Raw genomic sequence first — 16,272 nt, 5'->3', positions numbered from 1 at the left:
GTATAAGTGATAAATTATCGAAAAGAAAATACTTGCATAATAAATGATAGGTGAAATCATTAAATAATAACTGTCACTAAAAGTAAAAAAAATACCACTGACAGTAATAAGCATGATTGGAAAAAGTGTATGATTAAATGAATGTTGTTTAAAATAGACTATGAATAAGCCAATCTGCAAAATTAAAATAAATAAAATCATGCTGTTTGGCAAGTAAATGACGGGTCTATCAGACTTTTTAAAGCTAAAATAATGGAATATAGTAAAAGTAACAATTAGTAAGAATGTATTTATCCATAGATTCATATAAAACCTTCTTTCTTTATTTGAAACAAAGATGCAATTTAGTTATTTTTAATACAAAATAGATAATGGTATAATAGTTAAGATAGGAGGGATTTGATGAGTGAATGGTTACAACATAAATTAAGTCTATTGCCAACAGATCCTGGTTGCTATTTAATGAAAGATAAAAATCAAACGATTATTTATGTTGGTAAAGCTAAGAATTTGCGAAATCGGGTTCGTTCTTATTTTACAGGAAGTCATGATACAAAAACAGCTCGATTAGTCAGTGAAATTGTTGATTTTGAATATATTGTCACAGAGTCTAATATTGAAGCGTTGATATTAGAGATTAATCTGATTCAAAAGAATGATCCAAAATATAATATTATGTTAAAAGATGATAAGAGCTATCCGTTTATCAAAATCACGAATGAGAAATATCCACGCTTGATGATTACGCGAGAAGTAAAAAAAGATCATGCTTGGTATTTTGGTCCTTATCCAGATGTTAAAGCGGCCAATGAAACGAAAAAGCTTTTAGATAAACTCTATCCATTAAGAAAATGTAGTTTAAATGCGAAAGAGGTCTGTCTTTATTATCATTTGGGACAATGTTTATGTCCAGCAGTAAATGATGTCGATCCACAAGTTTATCGTGATATGGTGGAAGAGATTAAGCGATTTTTGAATGGTGGCTATACAGAAATTCAAAAAAATCTAGAGAAAAAAATGTATCAAGCAGCTGATGAAATGGCGTTTGAACGTGCGGCGGAGTTGCGTGATCAGATTCAATCGATTGAAACGGTTATGACACGTCAAAAAATGACAAATGCAGATTTTATTGACCGTGACGTGTTTGGCTATGCAATTGATAAAGGCTATATGTGCGTGCAAGTCTTTTTTGTCCGTCAAGGAAAGTTGATTGAGCGTGATGTTTCTATTTTTCCTTTTTATAATGAAGCGACGGAAGATTTTTTAACGTTTATAGGTCAATTTTATCAGAAAACGCAGCACTTTATTCCTAAAGAAATCTTTATACCACGAGATATTGATAAAGAAAGTGTGGAAGCGCTAGTGAGTAGTAAAGTGTATCAACCGCAGCGTGGTGAAAAGCGTAAGCTAGTGGACTTAGCGAGTGAAAATGCGCGTGTGTCGTTAGCCGAACGTTTTAGTTTATTAGAGAGAAAGCAAGAGCGGACAGTGGGAGCGATTGAGACACTTGGTGAGTTGTTAAATATCCCGACACCGGTCAGGATTGAAGCGTTTGATAACTCTAACATTATGGGGACAAGTCCGGTATCTGCGATGGTTGTCTTTGTTGATGGTAAACCGCTAAAAAAAGAATATCGTAAGTACCGTATTAAAACAGTGCAAGGGCCAGACGATTATGCGTCGATGCGTGAGGTAATCTATCGTCGTTATTCGCGTGTTTTAAAAGAAGGTCTACCACTACCTGATTTAATTATGATTGACGGTGGTAAAGGCCAAGTCGAAGTGGCACGTGATGTATTGGTGAATCAACTAGGTTTAACGATTCCGATTGCAGGATTAGTTAAGAATGACAAGCATCGGACAAGTGAATTAATCTTCGGTCCAGAACTGGCTGTGGTTCCAATGGAAAGACAATCGGAAGCTTTCTTTTTACTACAACGTATTCAAGATGAAGTCCATCGTTATGCTATTACCTTTCATCGACAAGTACGTAGTAAAAATAGCTTCTCTTCGCAATTAGATGATATTGAAGGGTTGGGACCAAAACGTAAGCGGAAGCTTTTAAAACACTTTAAATCGATAAAAAAAATGGAAGACGCTTCGCTAGAGGAAATACAGGCAGCGGGTATACCAAAATCTGTAGCGGAGAACGTTTTAGCTTATTTTAATATCAAAGAGAAACAGACCTAAGACCGATGACAGCTAATAGGTGGTATGTTACAATTTTGATATTAACAACAAGAAAATGAAGAAGAACGAAAGAGATGAAGAAATGAAGGCACTTTGGGTTCAGGTAATTGTAAGTTTGGTTATGGTAGCAGGAATTGTGTATTATTTACGAGCAGTATCAGTCTTTAAAGATTCAAAGCGCGGTCATGAGATTTTAGCCCGTGCTAGCGTTATGACATTTAGTACCTTCATGATAGGCTTCGCTTGGATACTCATTATTCTGAATACGGCGGGTATGTCACGCAAAAACTTTGTGATGAGTTGTTTGCTACATGCTACAGCAGTATCGGTTGTTAATGCAGGGAGCATTTGGTATTTTTCAAAATCAGAAAATAAAAGGTAAGTAACGATTCCAAAGAATCGTTATTTTCTTTTAGGGAAAGGAGAAAAGATGTTAGAGGTTAGAGGGTTAAGTAAACAGTTTGGTGAGTTAAAGGCGTTGGATGATTTACATTTTACCATTCCTAAGGGGACGATTTTAGGTTTAATTGGTCAAAATGGCGCTGGTAAGACGACTACATTTCGTCTTATTTTAGATTTTTTGAGAGCGGATACGGGCAAGGTTTTTTGGAACGGTCGTGAGTTAACGGAAAAAGACTATAATATTATTGGGTATCTGCCAGAAGAAAGAGGGTTATATCCTAAGATTTCGATTGAAGAACAGTTAATTTATTTTGCAAAATTACGTGGAAAAAGTAAAAAAGAAATTGCACCGAAAATTGATGAATGGTTAGAAAAGTTTGAAGTGAAGGGGAAAAAGACGGATAAAGTCAAATCACTTTCAAAAGGGAATCAACAAAAAGTGCAAGTAATTGCAACATTGATTCACGAACCGGAGTTAATTATTTTAGATGAGCCGTTTAGTGGTTTGGATCCTGTCAATGCCGAGTTATTAAAAGATGCCATCATTGAGTTGAAAGATAAAGGGTCTTGTGTGATTTTTTCCAGTCATAATATGGATAACGTGGAAAAGATTTGTGATCATTTGATTATGTTGCGCAATGGGCGTACGGTATTGGATGGTAAGGTACATGAAATTCGTGAACAATTTGGTCGTACTAAGTTAACAATGGATTCACTAATGCCACGCAATGAAGTGGAAGAAACACTTGGTGTGGAGCGAGTTGTCACACGAGCGGATGGCGCATTAGAGATTCAATTAGCAAATGAAGAAGTAGGGCGCGAGCTTTTTGAAAAAGCTGTTTCTTACGGTTATATGCCTGTTTTTAATCAAGTTCCTCCTACACTGGAAGAGATATTTAAAATGAAAGTGGGGGAAAAAGATGAATAAGTTTTGGATAGTGGCGTTAGAAACATTTAAGCGTAATGTTAAGAGTGTGACATTTATAGTGATGTTATTTGCACCGTTATTGTTTATTGGGTTTATCGGTCTTTCAGCGTTTATTGGCTCAAAAGTAGCCGACACGGATACGGTAGCCATTGTGTCAGAAAATCCTGATATTCGTGCGGCTGTGTTAAGTCAAACAGCATTAGACATTGACAAGAATATCACAACGGTAGATGCTGGCAAAAAAGAGTTAGAAAAAGGGAATATCGATGGGTATATTCTCATTGACGAGGACGAGCAAAACATCGTGGGAACATACTACGGAAATAGTTCACTTGCTATGAGTGATAAGCTACAGTTGACGCAAATATTATCACAATTTCAGTTAGCTGAGCGTAGTAAGTCTTTAGGATTAAGCGAGACTGAAGTCGCGAGTTTAATGGCTCCTGCTCAAATTAAAGAGAAAACAGTGGAATTTTCAGATGGCGAATTGGTCGAGAAGAAAGACGATAAGTTTGCTCGTATGGGTGTCGCCATGTTTATTAGTTTTGCGATGTTCATGATTATATTAATGTACGCGCAAATCATTTCACAAGAAGTGGCTTCTGAAAAAGGGACACGTATTATGGAAGTTATCTTATCGAGTACGTCAGCTGAAAAACATTTTTATGGTAAAATTATGGGGATTTTCATGGTGATTTTAACCCAAATCGGTGTGTATATTCTAACAGCCGTTATGGCTTTTCAAGTTGTTAAAAATCAACCTATTGTCAAAGAGGCGCTTTCCTTTATTTCAATTGGCGAAATTATGAAAGCTCTACTCGGTTACAATTTAATTTTCTTACTATTGGGTGTCATGATTTATACGATTGCTGCAGCGTTTTCTGGTTCTCTCGTATCAAAGTCAGAGGATGCCGCAAAAGCGGTTGTACCAGTGACGTATATTACGATGATTGGTTATTTCCTAAATATTTTCCTAGGCATGAACAATCCAAAAAATCTCGTCTTTGTCATTTCTTCGTACGTGCCATTTGTTTCAAGTTTTACAATGCCAGTGCGAATTGCCAATGATACAGTTTCAGCTTACGAACCACTTATTTCCGTCTTGATTTTAGCAGTTGCAACCGTCTTACTGTTAAGATTATCAGCGAAGATGTACCGAGCAACGTCACTTGTCTATAGTGATGAAGGCATTTGGAAAGTGATGAAACGTTCGTTTACATTATTAAAATATGAGAAGGCCGTGTAATGCGTCTTAAAGCTGTCCGCTTATTTGGGCAGCTTTTTTTGTTTGTGTTTGGCAAACAATTAGAAGAAGTTTTTGTGTAAATTTGCTATAATATAAGAGATTGTGTAAAGAGAGGACGTTGTGAATGCCAACAAGAAAAAGTTTATTAGATGGGATGAACCCGCAGCAGCAAAAGGCGGTGCTTAAAACAGAAGGGCCTCTTTTGATCATGGCAGGTGCAGGAAGTGGAAAGACACGAGTTTTGACACATCGGATTGCTTATTTGATAGCTGAAAAAGGGATTAATCCGTGGAATATTTTAGCGATTACCTTTACTAATAAAGCGTCAAAAGAAATGAAAGAACGTGTTAGTCAGATTATTGCTGGCGAGGGTGATAGTGTTTGGGTATCTACTTTCCACAGTATGTGTGTGAGAATTTTACGTCGTGATGTCGACCTGATTGGTTATAATAGTAATTTTACAATTGCGGATCCAGCCGAACAGTTAACGTTAATTAAGCGAATTATTCGCGAGATGAACTTGGATGATAAAAAGTTTGAGCCGCGTCAAATGTTGGGTAAAATTAGTCAGGCTAAAAATGAGTTGTTAACAGTAGAAGATTATCAACAAGAGCAAGGCAGTTATATAGAAGATATTACCGCGCAAGTTTATGCTAACTATCAACGAGAATTGCGTAAAAATCAAACGGTTGATTTTGATGACTTAATTATGCTAACGATTCGTTTATTTAATGAACACCCTGAAGTGCTAGCTTATTATCAACAGAAATTTCAATATATCCATGTAGATGAGTATCAAGATACTAACCACGCGCAATATACATTGGTTAATCTATTAGCAGGTCGCTTTAAAAATCTCTGTGTAGTAGGGGATGCCGACCAAAGTATTTATGGTTGGCGTGGAGCAGATATGCAAAATATTTTAGATTTTGAAAAAGACTATCCGGATGCAGCGGTTATTTTATTAGAACAAAATTATCGTTCGACTAAAAATATCTTGCAAGCAGCTAATAATGTTATACAACAAAACCAAAATCGAAAAGATAAACGTTTGTGGACGGATAATGAGCAAGGTGAAAAAATCAGCTACTATCGTGGGCCAACAGAGCGAGATGAAGGTCGCTTTATCGTTGAAAAAATTCAAGAAGAAAAACAACAAAACAGCCGCCGAAATGGTGATTTCGCTGTGCTTTACCGGACAAATGCGCAATCTCGTGTGGTAGAAGAAATGTTAATGAAAGCAAATATCCCTTATAAAATGGTTGGGGGACATAAGTTCTACGACCGAAAAGAGATTAAAGACTTAATGGCTTATTTACGCTTAATCGCTAACCCTATGGACTCGATGAGTTTTGAACGTATTGTGAATGAGCCAAAGCGTGGGATAGGTGCGACGTCGATTCAAAAACTACGAGAGTTTGCCGTCATGCATGATTGGTCGATGCTGGAAGCAGCTCAAAATGTCGCGTTGACGACGATTAGTGGTAAGGCAGCACGTGAATTAGCAAATTTTGCGGAAATGATTGTTTCCTTACAAAAAATGGCGGAGTTTTTAAGTATTACCGAGATAGTTGAACAAGTGCTAGCACGCAGTGGATACTTAGATGCTCTAACCTTACAAAATAATTTAGAAGCGCAGACGCGCATTGAAAACTTAGAAGAGTTTTATACGGTGACACGTGCCTATGATGAAGAGCAAGCTAAAGCAGAAGTAGAGGAAACAGAAGAAGGCCAACCGCTTGCACGTTTTCTGAGCGAATTAGCGCTTGTATCGGATTTGGATACGCTAGAAGAAGGTCAGACACAAGTTACCTTAATGACGCTTCATGCGGCAAAAGGGTTAGAATTTCCTGTGGTCTTTCTCTTAGGTATGGAAGAAGGGATTTTCCCACTATCACGGGCGATGTTTGAAGATGATCAGCTAGAAGAAGAGCGCCGATTAGCGTATGTTGGCATTACTCGGGCAGAAGAAAAGCTTTATTTAACGAATGCTTTATCACGGACGCTATACGGACGGACACAAAATAATCCCGTTTCACGTTTTATTCATGAGATTAATCAAGAGTTGATTGAGCCTGTTGGCAATCAAGCGAGTATTGTCGCGCGCCAAAGACAATCGCCTTTTATGACGAAAAAGTCAACGATTGGTCATCGCCCAACACGACCTGAAACGACTGTGAAAAAAACGACTTCGGTGCGTCAAACAGGTAGCGAGCAGCGAGATTGGCAACCTGGCGACAAGGCGCACCATAAAGTATGGGGTGAAGGCACGATTGTTAGCGTTTCGGGCAAAGGAAAAGAGATGGAGTTAGATGTTGCCTTTCCACAACAAGGCATTAAACGTCTATTGGCTGCCTTTGCGCCATTAACTCGACCGGAGAAGTAGAGGAGGATAAAGAGATGCAACCTGAAGAGGCAAAACAACGGATTGAAGAACTAAGAGCAACATTACAAACGTGGGCAAAAGCTTATTATGAAGACGATAATCCCATTACGACGGATGCCGACTATGATAAGGCATATCATGAATTGGTTGAATTAGAAGAAGCCTTTCCAGAATTTCAATCGGCTGACTCAATTACTCAGAAAGTCGGGGGAGAAGTAGCAGAAGGGTTTGAAAAAGTACGTCACGATACGCCCATGTTAAGTTTAAGTAATGCTTTTAATAAAGAAGATTTAGTAGCATTTGACCAACGAATCCGTCGTTTAACATCTGCTGATTTTAGTTATGTCTGTGAGTTAAAGATAGATGGACTGGCAATTGCTCTAAAATATGAAAATGGCCAACTCATTCAAGGCGCGACACGTGGCGACGGAACGATTGGCGAAAATATTACGAATAATTTACGACAAGTGACAAGTATTCCTCATCAATTACCAGAAGCCATTGATTTAGAAGTGCGTGGGGAATGTTACATGCCGAAAGAAAGTTTTGTAAAATTAAATGACATGCGTGAAGCAGAGGGCCAAACTGTCTTTGCTAATCCACGTAATGCGGCAGCTGGAACGCTACGACAGTTAGACAGCCGTGTCGTGAAACAGCGTCAGCTAAGTGCGTTTATGTATGGTTTAGTGCATCAGCCAACAGATGGTTTATCTTCTCAAGAGGATGCGTTAGAACAAATGTCGGACTGGGGCTTTCAAATTAACCCAGACCGTACTGTTTGTCAGACAATCGAGGAAGTCTGGTCATTTATCGAAACGTATCAAGAAAAACGAATGGCGTTACCTTATGAAATCGATGGCATTGTAATTAAGGTGAATGAGTTCTCTGTCCAAAATGAAATCGGCTTTACGGTAAAAGCACCGCGCTGGGCGATTGCTTATAAATTTCCAGCGGAAGAAGCGTTAACTGAGATTTTAGATATTGAATGGACGGTTGGAAGGACGGGCGTTGTCACACCAACAGCGATTATGACACCTGTACGACTGGCAGGAACAACTGTTGGACGAGCGAGTTTGCATAATGTTGATTTAATTCGTAAACGGGACATTCGTCTTCATGATACCGTCGTGATTCATAAAGCAGGTGATATTATACCAGAAGTGACACGAGTTATTTTGGATAAACGTCCGATAGACTCTCAGCCATATGAGATGCCCACGACCTGTCCAGAATGTCATAGTGACCTCGTTCATTTGGAAGAAGAAGTCGCTTTGCGTTGTTTAAACCCTATGTGTCCTGCTCAGATTAAAGAAGGTTTGAATCACTTTGTGTCGCGAAATGCAATGAATATTGACGGTGTCGGGCCGCGAATTATAGAACAACTTTATCAACATCAATTGGTAAAAGATGTGGCGGACTTATATCGCTTGACGGCAGACGATTTATTAGGTTTGGAAAAAATTAAAGAAAAATCCGCCCAGAATATTTTAACTGCGATTGAAGCAAGTAAACAAAATTCATTAGAGCGGTTAATATTTGGACTTGGAATTCGTCATGTCGGAGCAAAAGCGGCAATGTTGATTGCGGAACGTTTTAAAACACTGGAGGCTGCTCGCCAAGCGACAGTAGAAGAAATCACTCAGATTCAAACACTAGGGGAGGTCATTGCGGAAAGTTTTGTGACCTATATGGCACAGCCAGAAGTTGGGGTGTTAATGGAAGAATTAGAAAAAGTCGGTGTGAACATGACCTACCAAGGCGTGACACAAGCAGAAATTGAAGCTATCGACTCTCCTTTTAAGGAAAAAACAGTGGTTCTGACTGGAAGTCTTGAAGCCATGACACGCCCAGAAGCGAAAAAAATCATCGAATCGTTAGGTGGGAAAGTAACTGGCAGCGTATCGAAAAAAACCGATATTGTCATTGCCGGAAGTGAAGCCGGAAGTAAACTAACGAAAGCGGAGAGCTTAGGCGTGACCGTTTGGGATGAAAAACGTATGTTAGAAGCCTTTAAAGACGCGAATCAGAATGTGTCAGACTAAAAAGAACACTGCATAAGTAAGCAAAATATGATAAAATGTGAAAAGAAAATGAAGAGAGAAGGGAAATTATGGCAATTAGTGAAGCAGAAGTAAAACATGTCGCAGCTCTGTCAAAATTAGAAATTTCAGATGAAGAAATTGCAATGTTTACCGAGCAACTAGGTGATATTATTGACATGGTTGAATATTTAGATGAAGTCGATACAACAGGTGTACCTGTTACAGTGAATGTTGTTCATAACGAAACAGTATTACGACCTGATACAGTCGCACAAGACAATACACGTGAAGAATTATTAAGAAATGTTCCAGATAAAGAAAATGGCTATATTCGTGTGCCAGTCATTATTGAAGATGGAGGTGCGGGAGCCTAATGATGTCATTATTTCAAGGAAGTATTCAAGATTTACACCAAAAATTAGTTAATAAAGAGTTAACTGTTGTCGAACTAATTGAGGCAACGTTTGACCGTATTGAAGCGACTGACGAGGTGTTAAACACCTTTTTAACACTTGATAAAGAAGGCGCTCTTGAACAAGCAGCTGCTTTAGATGAAAAAGGAATTGACGAAGGAAATATTTTGGCAGGTATTCCAATCGGGATTAAAGATAACATTGTTACAAAAGATGTGGAAACAACAGCAGCAAGTAAAATGTTAGGTGGGTTTATCCCAGTCTATGATGCTACAGTTATGTCAGCGGTGAAAGCTCATGATATGATTCCAGTTGGTAAACTCAACATGGACGAGTTTGCTATGGGAGGAAGTACTGAAACATCTTATTATAAAAAAACAACTAATGCATGGGACGCTACAAAAGTACCGGGTGGTTCATCAGGTGGTTCAGCTGCAGCAGTCGCAGCAGGACAAGTTCCAGTTTCATTAGGAACTGATACGGGTGGTAGTATTCGCCAACCAGCAGCCTTTAATGGAATTGTTGGAATGAAACCGACATACGGTCGTATTTCACGTTTTGGTTTAATAGCGTTTGCTTCAAGTTTAGACCAAATTGGGCCATTAACACGTACGGTAGAAGAAAACGCTCATGTCTTACAAGCCATTAGCGGACACGATCCGAAAGATAGTACGAGTGCGCAACTAGAGGTTCCAGATTTCACGGCGAACTTAAAAGCTGGTGTTAAAGGAATGAAAATAGCCCTTCCAAAAGAATACTTAGAAGAAGGGATTGACCCAGCGATTCGCGAAGCAGTCTTAAAAGCTGTGGAGACGTATCGTGAACTTGGTGCGACGGTTGAAGAAGTCTCATTGCCACATTCTAAATATGGTGTTGCAGCTTACTACATCATTGCTTCATCCGAAGCTTCTTCGAATTTACAACGTTTCGACGGTATTCGCTATGGATATCGCTCGGAATCTGCTACTAATTTAGAAGAATTATATGTCAAAACACGTTCTGAAGGCTTTGGTTCAGAAGTGAAACGCCGTATTATGTTAGGGACATTCTCACTAAGTTCAGGCTTTTACGATGCTCACTTTAAGAAAGCCGGACAAGTCCGTACTTTGATAAAAAATGACTTTGAAAAAGTCTTTGAATCATATGATTTAATTATTGGGCCGACAACGCCTACTGTTGCCTATGACTTAGGAGATAAAATCTCTGACCCACTTGCGATGTATATGGCTGACATTTTAACCATTCCAGTTAACTTGGCGGGTGTACCGGGTATGTCGATTCCATGTGGATTTGCAGACGGACTACCAATCGGCTTACAATTAATCGGCAAACGTTTTGATGAAGCAACTATGTACCAAGCAGCATACGCATTTGAACAAGCGACAAACTTTCATCAACAACGTCCTGAGATTTTAGGAGGTAAGGCATAATGAACTTTGAAACAGTCATTGGATTAGAAATCCACGTAGAATTAAAAACAGATTCTAAAATCTTTTCAACATCACCCGCTCATTTTGGAGCAGAGCCGAATGTGAACACAAACGTCGTCGACTTTAGTTATCCAGGCGTATTACCGGTGATGAATGAAAAAGCTTTAGAGTACGGTATTAAAGCAGCTCTTGCTTTAAACTGTGATATTTCTCAACATACACATTTTGACCGAAAAAACTACTTTTATCCAGATAATCCTAAAGCATATCAAATCTCCCAAGATGAGTCTCCAGTTGGACATGATGGTTGGGTAGAAATTGATGTAGCAGGTAAAAAGAAAAAAATTCGCGTTGAACGCGTCCATTTAGAAGAAGATGCTGGGAAAAACATCCATGGCACTGACGGATATTCATACGTTGACTTAAACCGTCAAGGCACTCCGTTAATTGAAATCGTTTCTGAAGCAGATATTCGTTCACCTGAAGAAGCCTATGCCTATTTAGATGCGGTACGTTCAATTATTCAGTTTACGGGTGTCAGTGATGTTAAAATGGAAGAAGGCTCTATGCGTTGTGACGCTAACATCTCATTACGTCCATATGGTCAAGAAGAATTCGGAACAAAAACGGAGTTGAAAAACCTAAACTCCCTGAACTTTGTCAAAAAAGGTTTGGAATATGAAGTCAAACGTCAAACGCAAGTCCTTTTATCTGGAGGCGTTATTCAACAAGAAACACGTCGTTATGACGATGCTACGGGTGAAACAGTCTTAATGCGTGTGAAAGAAGGAGCGAGCGATTATCGTTACTTCCCAGAGCCAGATTTACCACCTTTGACGATTTCAGATGAAACAATCGCGCGTATCAAAGAGGAATTACCAGAGATGCCTCAAGCACGTCGTGAACGATACATTCAAGAGTTAGGCTTACCAGAGTATGATGCGATGGTCTTGACTTTAACACGTGAAATGTCTGATTTCTTTGATGCAACATTAGAGGCTGGAGCAGACGCTAAACAAGCTTCAAACTGGTTAATGGGAGATGTCTCTGCATATCTTAACAGCCAACAAAAAACGTTGTCAGAGACGAAGCTGACACCAGATAATCTTGCTGGAATGATTCAATTAATTGCAGACGGAACCATCAGCTCGAAAATTGCGAAGAAAGTCTTTAAAGAATTAATTGAACATGGTGGCGATGCGAAAAAAGTCGTCGAAGAAAAAGGATTGGTTCAGTTATCTGACCCAGCACAATTATTACCTATTATTACTGAAATTTTAGATAACAATGCGCAATCAATCGAAGATTTTAAAAATGGTAAAGACCGAGCAGTTGGCTTCTTAGTAGGTCAAGCGATGAAACAAACAAAAGGAAAAGCCAATCCAGGTGTCGTCAATAAATTGATAATGGAAGAACTGGCAAAACGCTAGAAAAAGAGGGAAAACCATGCGGGCAAGAGTAATATATAATCCAACATCAGGAAAAGAGTTATTAAAGAAAAATTTGCCGGATATTTTAACGATTCTAGAGCGAGCAGGTTATGAAGCAAGTGCGTTTGCGACCACACCTGATCCCAAATCAGCTGAACGTGAAGCCAAACGGGCTGCTTTAGCAGGCTTTGATTTGATTGTCGCAGCAGGTGGTGACGGAACCATCAACCAAGTTGTTAATGGGATTGCGCCTTTGGAAAAACGACCTAAAATGGCGGTCATACCTGGTGGAACGACGAATGACTATGCACGCGCATTAAAAATACCACGTGATGATGTTTTAGCAGCAGCACGAATTATTGCTAAAAATCAAACGGTCAAGATGGATATCGGACAGGCTGGTGCGCAATACTTTATTAATATTGGAGCAGGTGGCTATTTAACAGAGCTAACCTATGAAGTACCGTCACACTTAAAGAGTATTTTTGGTTATCTAGCGTATCTCGTTAAAGGAGCAGAAATGCTACCACATGTGAAGCCAATTGATATGAAATTAATCTATGACGATGGCGAGTATGTTGGGAAGGCGTCGATGTTTTTCTTAGGCTTAACGAATTCCATAGGTGGTTTTGAAACAATTGCACCTGACGCACGTTTAGATGATGGGAAGTTCTCATTAATCATAGTAAAAACAGCGAATCTTGTGGAAATATTACGTTTGATTGTAAAACTTTTAAACGGTGGTAAGCATATTGATGATCCAAATATTATTTATGTGAAAACATCAGAACTATATGCGGAAGCGACGGAAGAAAATGTGAAAATGATGATTAATTTAGACGGAGAATACGGTGGCGATGCGCCAATGACGTTTAAGAATCTACCACAACATATAGAAACTTTTGTCAATCTCGACCAAATTTCGGATGCAGCTGTTATAGGGGATGAGTTTAAAGAAGCCTCAAGTGCGTTCGTGCGAGAAATGGAGCATTTAACACAAGAAGATTTAGACGGTGATGGAGAGATTTCCAAATAGCCAGGAGAAAGGAAGAGACGTGGTCGCTTCCTTTCTTTTTGTCAAGAAGAAGAGTGAATTATGAAGGGAAAAAATAAATGACAGTGAAAAAAAATCGTCAACTGACGGTGAAAATTGAAGACTTAACACATGAAGGAATGGGCGTAGCGAAAGTTGAAGGGTATCCTCTGTTTATCGAAAATGCCTTACCGGGAGAAGAGGTACTTGTACATGTCGTGAAAGCAGGCAAAAAGTTTGGCTTTGCTAAAGTCATCGATTATCTGACTGAAAGTCATCAGCGTGTGTCTCAGACAGATGATGTGCTTATCCGAACAGGTATTGCGCCATTAAGTCACTTAACGTATGAGCAGCAACTTCTTTTTAAACAGACTCAAGTCAAGCGTAATCTAAGCAAGATAGCGCAATTAGATGACGTCTCTGTCTTAGAGACAATCGGAATGACAGACCCTTGGCAGTATCGAAATAAAGCTCAAGTTCCTTTTCGTCGCGTCAACGGACGAGGAGAAACCGGATTTTATCGTAAAAATTCTCATGATTTAATACCGATAGAAGACTATCAGATACAACATACTGAAATAGATAAGGTTATTGCCATCGTGCGTGACGCTTTGAATGATTATCGGATTAAACCATATAATGAAGAGGAGCATACAGGGTTAATCCGCCACATTATTGTCAGACGTGGATTTTATACAGGCGAGATGATGGTGGGCTTTGTCACACGTACGAAGAAATTTTTTGATAGTGACCGTGTTGTGAAAAAGATTTTAGAACAAGCACCTGAAGTGACCACGATTGTTCAAAATATTAACGAAGATAAAACCAATGTGATATTAGGAAATGAAACAGTAACATTATATGGCGATGGCTTTATACATGACCGTTTATTTGATAAGACTTACCGTTTATCACTTAATTCTTTCTTCCAAGTGAATACCCAGCAAGCAGAGGTGCTGTATGAACAAGCAATGAACTTTGCAGAACTGAATTCGTCAGATATTGTCATAGATGCTTACTGTGGAATTGGAACGATAGGGATGTCTCTTGCCAATCGTGTGGCGCACGTTTATGGTATGGATGTTGTCCCACAAGCGATTGCGGATGCGAAAGAAAATCAGAAGTTAAATGATATTAAGAATGTCACATTTGAAACAGGAAAAGCGGAAGAAGTGTTACCAAGCTGGGTGGCAGAGGGTATAAAAGCGAATGTTCTGATTGTCGACCCACCACGTAAAGGATTAGACCCAAGTTTTATTGAGACGGCTTGTGAGCTAGCTCCTGACAGAATCGTTTATGTATCCTGTCATCCGGGAACATTTGCTCGTGATGTCAAGTTATTTGGCGAAAAAGGCTATGAATTAACGAAAGTACAACCGGTTGATATGTTTCCACAAACGACACATGTGGAGACGGTTGTGTTGCTACAAAGAAAAATTATATAGAAATCCTGAAACTTAAAAACTTTTACAAGCATATTGTCTTTACTGGTGAGGTTGATAAGATCAAAAATAAAGAGATTAAAGACTGTATAAATGTTTCGATAGCGATTGATATAGAGTGTGGAGATACAACCAAATAAATAATTGGATTATAAGAAACGGAGGGACATTATGGAAAAAAATCATCATAACGGCAAAGAAAAGGATATTAATAACTCTTTTAGTGTTTCAGGAAATGCTAATGGGGTTCAAATTCAACAGAATGTATCTAATTCTACGCAATCACAGGTAGTAAATGAGGTTTTTGAGTACGAAAAAGTATTAGAAGTTTTAAACGAAATTTCGAATTTCCAGCAGATGTTTAAAGATACATACGGAAATGAATCCGAACAAGTATCAGATTCACTAAACCAAGCTAAACAAGCAGTCATAAACAGGGAACATCCATCAAAGATAAAAGGATTTCTTAATGTAATTAAAGAGATATCATTAAGAGTTACAAGTAACTTAGTAGCGACAGGAATACTTGGTCTACTTAGTCGAATTGGAATTTAGAGGTAGTGCAATGGGAAAAATAGTGTTAGATTTACAACAAGAAGCACTTAGTAAAGATAGCGATGTTTTAAACTTATTAAGGAAAGCTTATATAGTAGCAAGAAAATTAAAGTTGAATGAATTTGAAGAATGGGTCAATAATGAGTTGAATGGTTATCAAGAAACCGATAAAATACCCGATTATAGAAAAGTTAGAGGAGAAGTTAAGGCTTGGAATCCATATCTTGGATGGATTCCAATGATTATACAAAACAATGAGATAGCTAATCAATTATCAGAACATTTAGCTTCAGATTCGATTCCTAATCTAAAAAACGTATATGAGAGTTTAAATGGTAATCATGCGACGTTACAGTTTGATGCAGGTATGAACAATTTATTATCAAAGTCAAGTGGGGTTAACACCAAATATGCTTTAATGATAAGTGCTAATCAAATATATAATATAATGGAAAGAGTTCGTAATATTGTATTAGATTGGTCTATTACTCTTGAAGAAAATGATATTTTAGGAGAAGGTTTGCAATTTACAGAAAAAGAAAAAGATATTGCTGTTTCTTCTTCTACTATTAATAATTACACGAATAATTTCTATGGTGACGTTCAAGAAACGCAAATACAACAAAATACATCAGAATCTACGCAAAAATAGAGTAATACAATTTTAAGGAGTACTGTGACAATAGTATTCCTTTTTCTTTTTTGAGACTAAGAGTTATTTCCCTGTCCCGTACAGCTGTAAAAGAAAAGATAAAGAAACTTCGTGTTGCTGCCT

Annotated in this window: 14 protein-coding genes (1 of these 14 cut by a window edge); 13 read left to right on the top strand and 1 reads right to left on the bottom strand. The window is 38.4% G+C overall.

Annotation, left to right across the window (positions count from 1 at the left end; translation table 11 throughout):
- Positions 1-114, bottom strand: the 5' portion of a protein-coding gene (locus tag M2919_RS10135; protein WP_476756241.1) for a prepilin peptidase. It extends 288 nt beyond the left edge of the window; 114 of the gene's 402 nt are visible here — the first part of the coding sequence; the start codon lies at positions 112-114; its stop codon lies beyond the left edge, outside the window.
- Between the two features lie 288 nt (positions 115-402).
- Here M2919_RS10135 and uvrC point away from each other — a divergent pair, with 288 nt between their 5' ends.
- The 13 genes from uvrC to M2919_RS04260 all read left to right on the top strand — a co-directional run bounded on the left by uvrC (position 403) and on the right by M2919_RS04260 (position 16,149).
- Positions 403-2,190, top strand: coding sequence for an excinuclease ABC subunit UvrC (gene uvrC / locus M2919_RS04320; protein WP_248849401.1), 1,788 nt, complete (start codon positions 403-405; stop codon positions 2,188-2,190).
- A gap of 55 nt (positions 2,191-2,245) precedes the next feature.
- Entirely contained in the window at positions 2,246-2,572 is a 327-nt protein-coding gene (locus tag M2919_RS04315) for a hypothetical protein (RefSeq protein ID WP_248849400.1), read from the top strand.
- A gap of 48 nt (positions 2,573-2,620) precedes the next feature.
- A complete protein-coding gene (locus M2919_RS04310; RefSeq protein WP_222317222.1) occupies positions 2,621-3,520 on the top strand; it encodes an ABC transporter ATP-binding protein in 900 nt (299 codons plus the stop codon).
- Entirely contained in the window at positions 3,513-4,766 is a 1,254-nt protein-coding gene (locus M2919_RS04305; RefSeq protein ID WP_168413579.1) for an ABC transporter permease, read from the top strand. Before M2919_RS04310 ends, M2919_RS04305 begins: the two co-directional genes overlap by 8 nt.
- Positions 4,767-4,890: 124 nt before the next feature.
- On the top strand, positions 4,891-7,152 hold the full coding sequence (pcrA, locus tag M2919_RS04300; protein ID WP_248849399.1) for a DNA helicase PcrA: 2,262 nt from the start codon (positions 4,891-4,893) through the stop codon (positions 7,150-7,152).
- Positions 7,153-7,166: 14 nt separating this feature from the next.
- Positions 7,167-9,194: an NAD-dependent DNA ligase LigA gene (ligA, locus tag M2919_RS04295; protein WP_248849398.1), complete on the top strand. Its 2,028-nt coding sequence runs from the start codon at positions 7,167-7,169 to the stop codon at positions 9,192-9,194.
- Positions 9,195-9,262: 68 nt separating this feature from the next.
- On the top strand, positions 9,263-9,568 hold the full coding sequence (gene gatC, locus M2919_RS04290; protein WP_126762652.1) for an Asp-tRNA(Asn)/Glu-tRNA(Gln) amidotransferase subunit GatC: 306 nt from the start codon (positions 9,263-9,265) through the stop codon (positions 9,566-9,568).
- Positions 9,568-11,037: an Asp-tRNA(Asn)/Glu-tRNA(Gln) amidotransferase subunit GatA gene (gene gatA, locus M2919_RS04285; protein ID WP_248849397.1), complete on the top strand. Its 1,470-nt coding sequence runs from the start codon at positions 9,568-9,570 to the stop codon at positions 11,035-11,037. Before gatC ends, gatA begins: the two co-directional genes overlap by 1 nt.
- Positions 11,037-12,467, top strand: coding sequence for an Asp-tRNA(Asn)/Glu-tRNA(Gln) amidotransferase subunit GatB (gatB, locus tag M2919_RS04280; protein ID WP_222317228.1), 1,431 nt, complete (start codon positions 11,037-11,039; stop codon positions 12,465-12,467). Before gatA ends, gatB begins: the two co-directional genes overlap by 1 nt.
- A 16-nt stretch (positions 12,468-12,483) precedes the next feature.
- Complete coding sequence (locus M2919_RS04275; protein WP_248849396.1) at positions 12,484-13,503, top strand: diacylglycerol kinase; 1,020 nt, start codon at positions 12,484-12,486, stop codon at positions 13,501-13,503.
- 77 nt (positions 13,504-13,580) lie between these two features.
- Positions 13,581-14,945 carry a 23S rRNA (uracil(1939)-C(5))-methyltransferase RlmD gene (gene rlmD, locus M2919_RS04270; protein WP_222317230.1) on the top strand — a complete coding sequence of 455 codons (1,365 nt, stop codon included), beginning with the start codon at positions 13,581-13,583 and terminating at the stop codon, positions 14,943-14,945.
- Between the two features lie 168 nt (positions 14,946-15,113).
- Positions 15,114-15,497: a hypothetical protein gene (locus M2919_RS04265; protein ID WP_222317231.1), complete on the top strand. Its 384-nt coding sequence runs from the start codon at positions 15,114-15,116 to the stop codon at positions 15,495-15,497.
- Positions 15,498-15,507: 10 nt separating this feature from the next.
- Positions 15,508-16,149: an AbiTii domain-containing protein gene (locus M2919_RS04260; protein ID WP_222317232.1), complete on the top strand. Its 642-nt coding sequence runs from the start codon at positions 15,508-15,510 to the stop codon at positions 16,147-16,149.
- Positions 16,150-16,272 lie beyond the last annotated feature (123 nt).

The sequence above is a fragment of the Vagococcus lutrae genome (assembly GCF_023299185.1).
GTDB classification, from domain to species: Bacteria; Bacillota; Bacilli; order Lactobacillales; family Vagococcaceae; genus Vagococcus_A; species Vagococcus_A lutrae.
Note: the sequence above shows the minus strand (reverse complement) of the source record. Positions and strands in the feature narration are given on the sequence as shown.